Source organism: Mesorhizobium sp. M1E.F.Ca.ET.045.02.1.1, assembly GCF_003952485.1.
Lineage (GTDB): Bacteria > Pseudomonadota > Alphaproteobacteria > Rhizobiales > Rhizobiaceae > Mesorhizobium.
In genome coordinates this window covers 106747-120562 of record NZ_CP034447.1, presented here as the reverse complement: position 1 = coordinate 120562, position 13816 = coordinate 106747, and the positions used below count along the sequence as shown (strand labels likewise).

Annotated in this window: 9 protein-coding genes and 2 pseudogenes; 8 read left to right on the top strand and 3 right to left on the bottom strand. The window is 57.9% G+C overall.

All coding sequences use genetic code 11. The features are described 5' to 3' along the window. Position 1: 1 nt before the first annotated feature. Together tdh and EJ070_RS36725 are read left to right on the top strand one after the other, a co-directional pair. Positions 2-1055, top strand: a pseudogene (tdh, locus tag EJ070_RS00540) (L-threonine 3-dehydrogenase). Positions 1056-1585: 530 nt separating this feature from the next. Beyond that, positions 1586-1741: a hypothetical protein gene (locus EJ070_RS36725; RefSeq protein ID WP_245464778.1), complete on the top strand. Its 156-nt coding sequence runs from the start codon at positions 1586-1588 to the stop codon at positions 1739-1741. Between the two features lie 398 nt (positions 1742-2139). Here the strand turns inward: EJ070_RS36725 and EJ070_RS00530 are convergent, their stop codons facing one another. Next, the gene (locus EJ070_RS00530; RefSeq protein WP_126089914.1) at positions 2140-2424 is read right to left on the bottom strand and encodes a hypothetical protein; all 285 of its coding nucleotides are present in this window, start codon (positions 2422-2424) and stop codon (positions 2140-2142) included. Positions 2425-2733: 309 nt separating this feature from the next. Here EJ070_RS00530 and EJ070_RS00525 point away from each other — a divergent pair, with 309 nt between their 5' ends. The 4 genes from EJ070_RS00525 to EJ070_RS00510 all read left to right on the top strand — a co-directional run bounded on the left by EJ070_RS00525 (position 2734) and on the right by EJ070_RS00510 (position 7442). After that, entirely contained in the window at positions 2734-3420 is a 687-nt protein-coding gene (locus EJ070_RS00525) for a response regulator transcription factor (protein WP_029354874.1), read from the top strand. A 71-nt stretch (positions 3421-3491) separates the two neighbouring features. Further along, the gene (locus tag EJ070_RS00520; RefSeq protein ID WP_051695798.1) at positions 3492-4913 is read left to right on the top strand and encodes a type II and III secretion system protein family protein; all 1422 of its coding nucleotides are present in this window, start codon (positions 3492-3494) and stop codon (positions 4911-4913) included. A gap of 9 nt (positions 4914-4922) precedes the next feature. Next, positions 4923-5486 carry a CpaD family pilus assembly lipoprotein gene (locus tag EJ070_RS00515; protein ID WP_029354878.1) on the top strand — a complete coding sequence of 188 codons (564 nt, stop codon included), beginning with the start codon at positions 4923-4925 and terminating at the stop codon, positions 5484-5486. Between the two features lie 84 nt (positions 5487-5570). After that, positions 5571-7442 (top strand): acyltransferase family protein, encoded by a 1872-nt coding sequence (locus tag EJ070_RS00510; protein WP_126089913.1) that lies wholly within the window; start codon positions 5571-5573, stop codon positions 7440-7442. Between the two features lie 489 nt (positions 7443-7931). Here the strand turns inward: EJ070_RS00510 and EJ070_RS00505 are convergent, their stop codons facing one another. Next, positions 7932-9071, bottom strand: a complete 1140-nt coding sequence (locus EJ070_RS00505; RefSeq protein WP_126089912.1) for a porin — start codon at positions 9069-9071, stop codon at positions 7932-7934. 682 nt (positions 9072-9753) lie between these two features. Between EJ070_RS00505 and EJ070_RS00500 the strand changes: the two genes are divergently transcribed. Together EJ070_RS00500 and hemN are read left to right on the top strand one after the other, a co-directional pair. After that, the gene (locus tag EJ070_RS00500) at positions 9754-10110 is read left to right on the top strand and encodes a hypothetical protein (RefSeq protein ID WP_091595902.1); all 357 of its coding nucleotides are present in this window, start codon (positions 9754-9756) and stop codon (positions 10108-10110) included. A 495-nt stretch (positions 10111-10605) separates the two neighbouring features. After that, positions 10606-11932, top strand: a pseudogene (gene hemN / locus EJ070_RS00495) (oxygen-independent coproporphyrinogen III oxidase). 231 nt (positions 11933-12163) lie between these two features. Here hemN and EJ070_RS00490 read toward each other — a convergent pair. Next, positions 12164-13807 carry an MFS transporter gene (locus EJ070_RS00490; RefSeq protein ID WP_029354881.1) on the bottom strand — a complete coding sequence of 548 codons (1644 nt, stop codon included), beginning with the start codon at positions 13805-13807 and terminating at the stop codon, positions 12164-12166. Positions 13808-13816 lie beyond the last annotated feature (9 nt).

Genomic DNA, 13816 nt, shown 5'->3' with positions numbered 1-13816 from the left:
GATGTCGAACATGATGAAGGCGCTTGTGAAGGCCAAGGCCGAACCGGGCATCTGGATGGAAGAGGTGCCGGTGCCGGAAATCGGCCCCAACGACGTGCTGATCAAGATCAAGAAGACGGCGATCTGCGGCACCGACGTGCACATCTACAATTGGGACCAGTGGGCGCAGAAGACGGTGCCGGTGCCGATGGTGACGGGCCATGAAGATGGTGACGGGCCATGAATTCGTCGGCACCGTTGCCGATTTCGGCGCAGCGGTCACCGAATACAAGGTCGGCCAGCGTGTATCGGGCGAAGGCCACATCGTCTGCGGCCATTGCCGCAACTGTCGCGCCGGGCGAGGGCATCTGTGCCGCAACACACTCGGCGTCGGCGTCAACCGGCCGGGCGCCTTCGGCGAGTATCTGGCGATCCCGCAGCACAATGTCGTGCCGATTCCCGACGATGTGCCCGACGAGATCGCCGCAATCTTCGATCCCTTGGGCAATGCCGTTCACACCGCACTGTCCTTCGATCTGGTCGGCGAGGACGTGCTGGTGACTGGCGCCGGGCCGATCGGCATCATGGGTGCGCTGGTGGCGCAGTGCGTCGGCGCGCGAAAAGTGGTCATCACCGACATCAACCCGGTGCGGCTGGCACTGGCGAAAAAGCTCGGCGTCCAGCATGTCGTCGACGCCTCGAAGGAAAAGCTGCGCGACGTCATGCCGGCGCTCGGCATGACCGAGGGGTTTGACGTCGGCCTCGAAATGTCGGGCGCAGCCCCCGCCTTCCGCGACATGATCGATACCATGAACAATGGCGGCAAGATCGCCATTCTGGGCATTGCGCCGACCGGCTTCGAGATCGACTGGAACAAGGTCATCTTCAAGATGCTGCATCTCAAGGGCATCTACGGCCGCGAGATGTTCGAGACCTGGTACAAGATGATCGCGCTGGTGCAGGGTCCTCTCGACGTATCGGGCCTGATCACACACCGCATCGGGGTCGATGACTACCTCGACGGTTTCGAGGCGATGAAGAGCGGCAATTCGGGGAAGGTGGTGATGGATTGGTAGGGATTGCCTTGGCCGCTCTTCAGGAAAAGCTGACGGGACAGCACCCCTCTGGTCCGCCGGACATCTTCCAACGAGGGGAACATGGCTGGGTGGAGAGCTATGGCTCCGCTAGGTGCGCCCCCTAATCATGATACGGCGACGTATCGCGGCCCATCCGATAACGGTCGATGGTGGCAATTCGCCTCAGCCGATGACGGAAACCCGGTGAACGGATGCTCACAGGCCCCCACGCGATCGTCTATTTCCTAAGATCTGCGATTGAGGTCGAGGTGTTGCCGCCGTTTCAGCGGGTAAGATGCGTTAGACGACTTCCGGTACCTTTCCGGTCAGCGAATTAAGGAAGGCAACGAGCCGCATTGGACAGGTCGTGCCATTCCGGTTCGGGGGAAGTATGGCGCGGCTCAGCATGGCGACACGGTCGGAACTGAAGCGGCGATCGTGGAGCGTTATCGCGGCGTTGACAAGCGGCGCATTCTGAATGAGTTCGGGGCGGTAATCGGCTATTATCGCAAGCGCGCGCGATCCGTCTTATGAACCGTCGTGAGCAGAGGCCGTCTGCGGGCAAGAGCCGCAGCCGCTGTTACGGCAGCGATGCCCGCGAGGCGCTCATCGTGTTGTGGGAGGCTTCGGAGCGGCTGAGGTCCGCATCGTCGCTCGCGGCGGCCAGCGCCGCCGGGCAGGAATGAGTTCGGCAGTTCGCCGCTCGGTGCAAGCCCGCACCTTCGGCGATTGGAAAGATCCGCCGCCCGGCTTTGTTGAGCGCATTCGGGCACGTCTTGGTCGGGGAGCTTCGTGCAGACGATGGTGCTGACCGAAATTGCCACCGGCTGGACCGAATGCATTCCGGTCCGCACGCGCAACAGCGGCAATGTGATCATGGCGATCAAGCAGGCCCGCTCGCGGTTTCCCTGACCCTGTGCTGCTGTTTGCCGGCATCCGCCCGCACAGGAAGAGCTTGGAAAGCGGTCGATCGTCGTGGCCTGAATGCGGAAATCGAGGAGCCGTTGGTCGTCGATCTCCAGCCTGAACGCGGTCGTTTCCTGGTGCCGCAAATCGGCTGTTGCATACACATCCCTGTCAGACGTCAGTTTTCCTCGCCCATTTTGGTGTCGAGACGCGAAGTGCTCTTTTGGACCAGCAAGGCTTTTTGGAAATCTGAGAGCGGCTTTCCGCGGGGCGCTCCATTTTTGAGCATCAAGCTACCACAGCCAATGACGCGCAGGTTCCACCAGACTCGCCAGCCTTGAAGGACAGCGAAAATAGCATAGCACGACAGACACAACAATCCATCAGGAAGCCGCAGTCGTTGAAGATGCGGCGCTGCATCCATACCGTGGATGCATTCGATCCAAATAATCGATTTGTTCAATCAGTTTCTCGAAAGCTAACCCTACCCTCTGTGGGAATCGGGCTCTGGGCCGCGACGCTGCCTTGCGAGCGCAGGGGCTGCACGTAGGAGAGATGATGCAACGAGAAATCGCACGCGGGTTGCTGGCGTCGTGGGTTCGCCGACCGGCGTATTTGAGCCCGTCAGTTGGTCCTCACCCGCGCCTATTGCCACCGAGCGACTTGCATGTCCCTCCAACTCGGACCTGTTCCGAGAGATGCGACGAGTTGCGCGCCGTGTGCTCCGATCAGATGGCCGCCGGTGACGCGTCTCTCTTCGATAGGAGATGAAATGCGAACGCTGCTCGTGGATCATCATGCGGATCTTGCGCGCGCCATGCGACTTGCGCTCGGGGATGGCGGCTTCGTCGTTGATGTCGTTGGTACTCTGGAACTGGCCTCGAGTGCATTTTCTTGCGCCAGCTACGAAATTCTCCTGCTGGAATTGGCTCTGCCAGATGGCGATGGCTTGGGTTGGCTGAGGCAGTTGAGGACCCACGGGCATTCAGTTCCTGCCGTCATTATGAGCAGCCTTAACGATCTCGATAAGCGAATTGCGATCTTCAACGGTGGTGCGGACGACTTTCTGCTCAAACCCGTCTCTACCGATGAGCTTATCGCCAGAATGAGAGCCATTCTGCGCCGGGCGTCACAGATGACCGACCTGAGGCTCGTATTTGGCAATCTCAACTTCGATCCGGTCGCCCGGCAGGTTTTCGTTGCTGGGCACCCAATGATGATCGCACGTCGCGAACTCTGTATTCTAGAGCATCTGCTTAACCGGGCAGGCCGCATCGTGCCCCGTGCGCAGTTGGAAGATCACCTCTATTCGTTCAACGACGACGTGTCTGCCAACGCGCTTGAAGTCGGAATCTATCGTTTACGTGGACATCTGACCAGATCAGGTGCAACGCCACGGATCAAGACCATCCGTGGCATTGGCTACATTCTAGAATTGACTGACGCGTCATCCGCATAGTTTGTCGAATCGAAAGAAGATCTATTTTGCTGATCCTTCAACATCCTTGCCCTGCGCTCAATTGGCGGGCGATCGCCATCAAGGTTCCGAGACCTGCAGTGCCCCGTTACCTGGGCCATCTCCTCTGCGCGCTTATTGTGACTTTCCCACTTGGTGTCGCGGCGCAAAACAAGCAGGACAAAGGCGCGCCGCGTGCGGCTTCGAATAGCATCAATGCCACGCTGACCCTTTCCTCTTCGCTCGGGGAGACCGTTCATCTGCCCGCGCCAGCCACGACCATCTTTGTTGCTGACCCGACGATCGCGGATTTTCAGGCACCATCGAGCAAAACAATCTTCGTCTTTGGCAAGAAATCGGGGCGGACCAGCCTATTCGCCTTGGACGGCAACGGCGAGCCTCTCGCCGAATTGCGTATCGTTGTCACGCAACCGATCGGGGATTTACGCGCCATGTTGCGGGAGCAGGTCGGCGACTATCCCATCCGCGTCAACTATACGCCGCGCGGCGCAATCCTTAGCGGGACGGCGCCCGACGCAGAGGTCGCCGACACCGCAAAAAGAGTCACTGAGCAATATCTGGGCGACGGAGCGCAAGTCGTCAACAACATCAAGGTCGCTGGATCCCTGCAAGTTAACCTCAGCGTGCGCGTAGCCGAAGTCTCACGCAGCGCCATGAAGTCACTTGGCGTCAACCTGTCCGCCTTCGGTCAAATCGGCAATTTCAAAGTGGGCGTTCTAAGCGGAAGCGGTGCAAGCGCTGGATCTGGTTCAACCCAGGGTGGCGGTACAGCAGAAATCGGATTCGACAACGGTGTCGTCAACGTCAGCGCGGTTCTCGACGCGCTCGCCAAGGAGCATATAGCTTCCGTCCTGGCTGAGCCGAACCTCACCGCTATGTCGGGTGAAAAAGCCAGCTTTCTAGCTGGCGGCGAATTTCCCATTCCTGTCCTGCAGGAAAACAGGCAGGTATCGGTTGAATTCCGTCACTTCGGCGTCAGTCTGGAATTTGTGCCGACAGTTCTCAGCAACAATCAAATCAACATTCACGTAACGCCCGAAGTCAGTGAACTGTCGACGCAAGGTGCCGTGCAAATCAACGGAATTTCCGTGCCGGCAGTTTCCACGCGCCGAGCCGATACGGTCGTCGAACTCGCCAGTGGGCAGAGCTTCGCAATCGGCGGTCTAATCAGGCGGAACGTCAACAATGATGTCAGGGCCTTTCCCTGGCTCGGAGAAATGCCGATCCTGGGACCGCTTTTTCGCTCGTCCTCGTTTCAAAAAGAGGAGTCAGAACTGGTCATTCTAGTTACGCCTTACATTGTAAGACCAGGCTCCAACCCAAACCAGATGAGCGCACCTACGGAGCGGGCGGCACCGGCTTTGAACGGAGGGGGCGCTCCGACGAATTCCGTGGCAAGTCCCCCGCGAGACCGCGCTGCTATCCGTGCGGGCGCGCCAAGCGCCCAGGGCGGTCTCGGCTTCATCATCGAATAGTGTCGTCCAATGATGTTGCGTTTTATAGTCCTCTTTGTCGCTCTGGCACCAAGCGTAAGTGGCTGCACAAGCACTACGCCAGTTGATGTCGAACCATCGGCATCAATGCTTGTCCGAGAGGAGACCACCCTCCTGACGTTGCAAAGCCTGCGCGCTTCCGAACGGCAGCGTTTGCGTGATTTCCTAAACAAGGCCAGTCGCGGCCGATTCGATGCCCTCCACCTCCTCATCAGCGGTTCGCCCCAGCTCAGCGCAGGGGTAGCCCATCAGGCCAGGCAGTTGGCAATCGAAGCAGACAACATTCAATTGCTCGATCAACACGACGCCGGCTCAGTGCGAATTGAGGCGATTGTCTATCACGCCCGTCCGCCGGTCTGTCCCTCATATGGTGCCTTACCCAATGAAGAATCCTTCAAACAGCCGCTTGGTTGTTCGACAGGATTTAACCTGGCCGTGATGGTCAACGATCCGCGCGATCTGCTCGACAATCAGGCCGTCAAGTCCGGCGATGGCGATCGTGCTTCTGTACCAGTTGCCACTTACAGAACATTCGGGACGGATAAAGGTGGCTGATACCGGCCCTTATCTTGGCAGCACTCCTACCGGAGATTGAAAGCTTCCAATCTCGTCCTGATCTAAAATCAAAGGAACCGCTGGATGCAATATAGGCGCGATATCGCGGGCCTTAGGGCTGTTGCTGTACTTCCGGTCGTACTCTTTCATTTCGGAATTTCGGCGATCCCGGGTGGCTTTAGCGGGGTCGATATCTTCTTCGTCATCTCCGGCTACCTGATCAGCGGAAGCCTCTTGGATGACCTTGAACGCGGCCAATTTTCGATCGTCAACTTCTACTGGCGCCGTGCCCGGCGCATTCTGCCGGCTCTCGTCTTTGTGATGCTTCTCACCTGCATTGCCGCATTGTTCATTCTTCTGCCATCGGATCTGCGCGAATTCGGTCTTAGCATCATAGCTGCCTCGACCTTCTGGTCGAACGTTTTTTTCTGGAAAACGTCAAGTTACTTCTCGATCGATGCCGCGCTTCGACCACTGTTGCACACCTGGTCGCTTTCCGTAGAGGAGCAGTACTACATCTTCGCCCCAATCCTGATGTTCCTAATCTATCGCTACATCGGGAAGCGCTGGCTGACGACACTTCTTCCGATAATTCTCTGCAGCTTCGTAATGGCGGTGATGGCGACATCGCTGGCGCCCACCGCCGGATTCTATCTGCTGCCGACCCGAATCTGGGAACTCATGTTGGGCGCCCTGCTCATGCTCAAACGCCCCCCGCCGTTGGGCAACAGATTCCTGATGGAGTCGGTGGGGTTGGCCGGATTTGGCCTTCTCGCCATCGGGTTCTTCGCGCTTTCGGAGAGCGACCCGTTCCCAGGCTACAACGCCTTGTATCCATGCATCGGAACGGCCCTTCTGATCTATGTTGGCCAAAATTCCCCCTCGACGGTCGCCAGCCGCATGCTCGAAATCCGGCCGCTGGTCTGGATTGGGCTCATCTCGTATTCTTTGTATCTTGTTCACTGGCCGCTCAATGCGTTCGCGCATTATCTTTCGTTCCAAAAACTCGATCCTTTGATGACCGGTGCGATGTTGGTAGCAAGCCTCGCATTGGCTGCATTCTCCTGGAAGTTTGTAGAGCAGCCGTTTCGACAGAAGAGGGCCTTCACCGCCCCGGGGCCTATCTTCGCCTTTTCAGCGCTCGCGATCGTTGTTCTTTGTGCCGGCGGAGCGGCGGGGGCGCTCGGCAACGGCTTTCCGCAACGGTTTCCGGACTATGTCCAGCGGCGCATTTCCGTCGGGGACTGGAGGAATGGCATCTGTTTCAACGAGGGCACCAGCCGGATCGAAAGCTGGAATATGGAGGATTGCACGCGCACTCGCGGTTTTCCAACAACGGTTTTTTTGTGGGGCGACTCCTTCGCCGCGCACTATGTTTCCGGCCTGGGTGCTAACATAAATCGGTTGCAGGCGAACATCGTGGAATATACGTACGCCGGCTGCCCACCGATACTCTCTTACTACTCTTACGCTCGTCTTGATTGTGTCCGGTTCAATCGCAAGGCCTTGGACATCATCTTGGAAGCGGACATCAAGACGGTTATCCTCAGCGGTAAATGGAGTGACTATGAGGTCAGAGGCTTCGACGGTCTTCAGCAAACAATCGATACGCTTCGTGCCCTGGGCGTGCGCGTGTTTGTCATCGGCCAGTCTCCGCAGTTCCCAACTGACGTCCGGAAAATTGCGTTCTTCGCCAAGCGCCAAAATCTGGACGATACGTCCTGGCCGATGGCGATGGACCCCGGCATCAACGAACGTGTGCGCTCATTTACCAAAGGCGCCACATTCATCGATCCGCTGAAATTCCTGTGCAGCGCAGGACGCTGCCCCTATTCCGACAGAGGAGAGTTTATGTATTTCGACTATGGTCATTTCTCTTCAGCCGGCGCCACACTGGCAATCTCGAAATACTGGCCGGCTTTTGGCAAAGACAATGCTCTTCCTAAGACGAAGTAGCGGGTCAGACGGCTGACAAGCACCAGTGCGGGTCCCTGTGATTGCTCCTGCTTCGGCAGCAGCCGCGACGATGGAGCTGTTCAGGTTTAAGGCCACCCGATAGCGACCTAGGATGGGTGCTGCCACGCGGATCGGACTAAGCGTGCATTATCACGTAAATGTTGAGAGAATGAATGGCGCCGCGAAGGGCAATTCCAGCCATCCACAGCGACAGGCGTGTCGCGGTCCCGACATAGCAGTGGCACTTACCTGACACGGCCTCACACTGCCCTCTAAACGGCCCCGAATTTGAACTGACCACCCCTGGCCGGTTCATTGGGCAGGTCAAGGGCTAGGCTGTATTACACAGGGCTCACCCCTTTCAGTCTCAAGTTGGTACGATGGGCCGTGGACGGTCGATGCAGACTTCAAGGATGGCGAAAGAAGCTCTCTATGCGTGCGTTGTCGAGGCAAGTGCCTTTGCCAGAGATGCTCGCGGCTGGAGAGATTTCAAAATGAGCGTTGGAAGCGGAGAATGCCGCCGACGCTGTTCGGCTTGCTCGTGCCCTTGACGGTGGTAGGGTCGGCAGGGCCGACGCCAAAGTTGCCGTAGTGGTCGTAATCGACCTCGGCTGTGACCGTGAAGCCAGGAACGACCATATAGACGACGTTTGCAGCCAAACCAGAATTCTTGAGCTGATCACTCGAGACCTGAAAGTTGAACGAAGTTTTCTCGTCAAACTCGTAGGTGGCGCCCGCCCAGAAAGCCCACTGGCCGTTCCAGATTTTGTACGAGCCGCGCACATGATTGGCGATTGCGCCGTTTGAGTCCTCGTTGAGACTGCCATTGGAACCGTAGCCGAACAGTCCAAACAGCGACAGCTGGTTTGTGACAGCGACGTCGACACGGATCTTGCCGGCCAAAGCTTCGTAGTTGCTGTCATAAGCCGCGACGCCGGTGATCGAGCCCCAGCCTTGCGTGTATTTCAAGCCGGCGACAACGTGCGGAATATAGCTGTCGATAGTACCGGCTGAGCCCGATCCTTGTTCGAGCGAAATCACGGTCGAAATGCCGTTGCCGGCGTCGAAGTAGTACTGAGCCACGTTGGTGTCGAAGCCGGCCGACCGAACGAGCATACTATCGAGAACGTTGCCAGCGTAGCTTACAAACGTATCGAAGGCCGACCCGTCCTTGCCAACTCGCAGGCCCCCCAGCTCGACCCAGGCAGAAGCCAGTGCGAGGCCGCTGTTGAAATCATAGTTCTGAGGACTGTCACGCGAGTTAGCGCTATTGCCAAAATTCACGTGGGTTTCGGTATAGGTCGTCAACGCGCCGAGCTCGGTCTGCTGGCCGCTCCAAGTTTTGAACGTGAAGCGTGTGTTGTTTCGCCAAGTGCCTTGGTCCTCGCCAGTTCTCACATCCGAGGTTCTTGCGCTGTCATAGGATCGGACATCACCCAGGCCGATATCATAACGGACATAGCCGCCGATGCGCAGGCAGGTGTCGGTGTTGGGAATATAGAAATACCCCGAGCCGAGGACGTCGCAGATCTTGATGTACTCGGCCGGTTCCCGCTCGGCGCCAGCTGCTCGAACGACGGAGGCGGCGATCAGAGCAGTTAAGCCGAGAAGACGATTCTTGATGTACATGTCTAGATCTCCATGAAGGAATAAAAAGGATAGAGGCGTAAGAGAAAGCTTTACTCTAAATTTTGTGCGTGTTGTCTCCAATTTGTGGACGTAAAAGCGCTTGACATGGGAGGTTATCCAGCGTAGAAGCCACATGTACTTAGAATAGTGTTTTCTGCTAGGAGATTCATTATCGTTTATATGTGAAACACTCCGGTCAGACCGCTGCAGCCTCGGAATAGAGCAGCAAGCGACATGCCAACCTGAAGCGTAGATGCGGCCGACACCAAAATTGGGCCGACGCGCCTTCGTCTCGCTGGAATCACTTTTTTTGAGGGTCACTGCGAAAAGCAATGTGCGACACGGTTCGCCATGTTCGATATGTGACAGTCTCGTTTAACAGCGACGGCTTCCCGTCTGACCGCAACGGAGGCCGCTTCATGCGCTACCGAGAAGGATTACTGCGCGCGTGCGGTCCGCAAGGGCTGCGCCAGGAACAGAGGGCGTCCACGTCCGATGTGTCGCATGGTGGCCGAAGCACCTTTTCGCCGCTGTAAGTTCGCCGTGCAGGTACATTGCGCGGCCGATAGCGAGAAGGGATCGCACCCTGAAACGGTTGCCTACGGCTCGCCTCGAGTAATTGGCGATGAACAGCATTCTCGAGAACTTAGTCTCGACGGAAAGAGCAACGAAAGGAAGCCGCTTGGACGAGCACGATCCGAAGGAAGAACTGATCGAGACCATTTTCCGCAACGGCACAATCACTGCCGTGGGTATCCTGCTTGCCTTTTCGCTCGGCTTCCTCACTCATTGGGCGGCGAACCCCTTGCCATGGCAACTCTACGATCTGTTCGCCGTAGTGCCGATCCTGCTCGGCATCGCACTGCAGATGAGAGCGCTGTCCATGCTGCTCGACATGAGTTCCTTGCGCCGCCCCATCTACGAACGCGCCAATCGCATTTTCATGGTCGGCCTCATCCAGACCGCGTGTGGCGTCGGGATGGCGATCTTGGTCGATCTTTTCGGGATATCGGTAGGGGGCACGCTGCCCGGCGCTTGACGACAAGCCACACCGCCGCTCATCGCTCGAAGCGACGTCAAGCTGGGGAGCCTTGTGCACCCCCTAGCGGCGCCTTCCTTTCATCAAATGAGCGGACGTCAGCTTTAGAGCGTCTCGGTGGCTAAAGCCGGTATGGTTTTTCGGCCGGCAGGGAAGGCCGCTGGCTGGACCTGGATGGCGTCTGAACGAGGCTTGACAGGTGCGTTGCGACGTTTGGCGTCGGACATGAATTTCGCATTGCAAAGTTCTTCCGCAGACGCCTCAAGCACACTGCATCGGCGTCACGTACTCAAACGTTGAATGCGGCACCGCACCATCACCTCAGGCGGACCATGGCACGCGCGCTCGGTTGATACCGTCCTGTCCAAGCGAGACTGCGACATCGCCGCCTCCGCCTTGAAAACGCGGAGAAAGCGGGACGCACTGACTTAGGTCAGAGACAGGACGAGCGCGCAACGAAACAATGATGGATCAGCGACGTGGGACGACAGCTCCTTGCACACCTCAATCCTGACAAAGTACCGGGACCCCCGGCCGCCTTGGTATACCATCTATCCGACTGTGCCAGACTTCTCTGCGGCGGTTGGTGCTGACGATTATGAGGAATGGCTGAGGGGCCTCCCGGCCGACGAATCGGTGTCGCTCTATTTCCACATTCCGTTTCGCCGATCCATGTGCTGGTATTGCGGCTTCCCTACCGCGGTCACCCGTCGCAACGGCCCGATCCTTAATTATTTGGCGGTGCTGCGTCAGGAGATCAGTTTGGTGTCGGAGCAAGCGCGGCAAGGGCTGCCGGTGAGCGATGTGCATTTCGGCGGCGGAACGCCTCACCTTATCGGGCCAGCCGAGCACTTAGCGCTGATGGAATTTCTACACGCCACTTCGCTTTCAGCAAAACTGCTGCGATCGCCGTGGAGTCGATCCCCGAACGTTCACACCGGAAATGGCCGAAGCCTTGGCAGCTACCGGTGTCAACCGCGCGAGCATCGGCGTGCAGAGCTTTGATCCCGATGTGCAAAAGGCGATCAATCGGATCCAGAGTAAGGTGCAGACGGCCGCTGCCGTCGAAAATCTCCGCCGGCATGGCGTTGGCCATATCAACTTCGATCTCATCTTCGGTCTCCCGAAACAGACTGTGCAGTCCTGCATCCAGACCGCGATGGCTGCGGTCGCCATGCGCCCCAACCGGTTTGCGGTGTTCGGCTACGCGCATATTCCTTCCGTGATAAAGAATCAGCGCCTAATCGAGCAGGCAGGTCTACCGGACGGCGATGTTCGCGCCGAACAGGCTGCAGCTGTCGCCGAGACACTGGTTGGCGTCGGCTACCGGGAGATCGGGCTCGATCATTTCGCTCTGCCGGACGACGAACTCGCGCTAGCGCAGAAGACCGGGCGCCTGCGGCGTAATTCGCTGGGATACTCGGCCGATACTTGCAAAACCGTGATCGGCTTCGGCGCGTCGGCTATTGGCCGAGTCGGCGAGGGGTACGTTCAGAACGAAGTAACACGGGATTCTTACGCCCGGCACATCGCAAGTGGACGTCTGGCGACATCAAAGGGCCACCGTCTGACCGACGATGACCGGGTGCGCGCAGCAATCATCGAGCGACTGATGTGCGATTTGGAGGCCGACGTGCCGACCATCTGTGCCGCCCACGAAATCGAACCAGCTCGTTTTCTCGATTCAGTTGAGCGTTTGGTGACGCTGGCTGAGGAGGGGATCGTGGACGTCGAAAACGGCTTCATCCGCGTGCGGCCGGAGCACCGCTTTGTTGTTCGCGCCGTTGCTGCTGCATTCGATGCTTTTCTCGCGAATCGATGAGTTGAGGCCACGACTCCGAAGGCATCAGACCTTGTTTGGCGCTCGTCGGCATGGGCTCTCGCAGAAGACTCCGCAAGCGCATGCAGGGGACTTCCACTTGACGCCGCGTTCATCATCATCTCGCCTGGGTGCGCTCGATCGCACAACTCGGAGCACGCTGCTCTCGGTGTGAGGCTGTGCTCTGCAAAGCACCGGTGATCCACCCTGTCCCTGGATAGCAGCTTGATGGCGTCATCTTGGAGGACGAGAAAAGATTGTCGAGGTACGGGTACGAATTGCCTCGGTCGTTCGTTCAATCGAAAGCACTGTCTGCGGAGGCACCTCTCCTTCATGCAGTGACAGGAGATGCTGGCCGACTTCCTTATCTGCTGCGGTGAGTCGATGATTTAGGCGGAGAAAGTCCATCCAGGTGGGGGTGCGGAATGTCTCCGTCCAAAGTGACGGTGTTTGCAGATTTCGCTGGAGCGTCCAGTTTCGTGCACCGGCACGGCTCTGGACGTGTCGCCGCGTGCGCATGTAGCCCAGAAAGGCCTCGATATTTTCCTCCGATATCAAATACTCGACCTTGGCCACGATAGGGCCACTTCTGGGTTTCAGATCGAGAGCCACGTCCGGCGGATGAAAAACTGAACTTTCTTGATCCGTTTCTTCCCAGGGACGGACCGGCAACACGATCCCCGCTGCTGCAACCAGCAACAGAGCGCCCGCGGCGCCCTCCAATGCTGAGGTCAAGGAATAGTTTTGCGCGACAGAACCCCAGATCCAGCTGCCAGCAGCCATACCGCCTGCGCTCAAGGCGTAGTAAATGGAGAGCGTGCGGCCTACAACCCACCTTGGGCTTGCCAACTGCACCGACACGTCAATGCCCGTCCAGGTGATAAGCCAACCCGCTCCGCCGAGCGCCAGCGAAATGGCCGCCACAGGAACCGACGATGTCAGGGCAAGGGAGAGGCAACAGACTGCACAAGCCACAGAGGCGAAGGCCACCAGCCTGTTTTGAGACGTGACCTTCCTCAAGAAGCCGTTGCCCATGCCCGCGATGAAAGCACCCATGCCGAAGCCGGCCAATAAGATACCGTAGACAATTGGCCCACTCTTCAACTGATCCCGGACGACGAGAGGGAGCAACGCCAGAATGGAGATGCTTGCCAATCCGAAAAGAGCTGCTCGGGCGGTCGCTGCCCTGATCTCCAAAGACATCGCCGTAAAGCGCACTCCGTCATGAATTGCCGTCGTCATTCTCTCACGAGGGAGAGGCGAAGAGCGGACCTCCCATTTGGTGCGCCATATCGCGCTTATAGGCGCCAGATCACTCACCGCAGCCAAGGCGAAAGCGGCCAGCGGCCCAAAGACGGCCAGGATCACGCCCCCTAAGGCCGGACCAACGCTGCGCACAATGTTGTATCCGACGGACATAAGCGTCACTGCGGCCGGAATGTCGCGTTTGTGAAGGATATCGCCGACCGAAGCGTGCCAGGCCGGATCATTCAAGGCAAAGCCGCAGCCGGCCAGGAAACCTAACCCGAGAATCAGCCAAGGACTGACAAATCCCAGACCCACAGAAATCATCAGCGTCATCGACGCCGATGCTATCAGGCAGTGTCCCGCAAACATCACCCACCGGCGGCTGAAGTTGTCGGCAATGGCTCCGGCGAAAACTGAGAGGAAGAACACCGGCAATGTAGATGCGGCCTGGACGAGTGCAACCATAAGGTCGGACGCAGAAATCGTTGCCATAAGCCAACTGATGGCGACCGTTTGCACTAGCCAACCCAGGCTGGAAATCTGGGTGGCCGTCCAAATTGAGCGAAACACCTTGTTTCGAAATGGAGCCAGCGTCTTTGAAACGGGCGGTTGAGGATTTTCGCTCTGCATGAGGTTTTG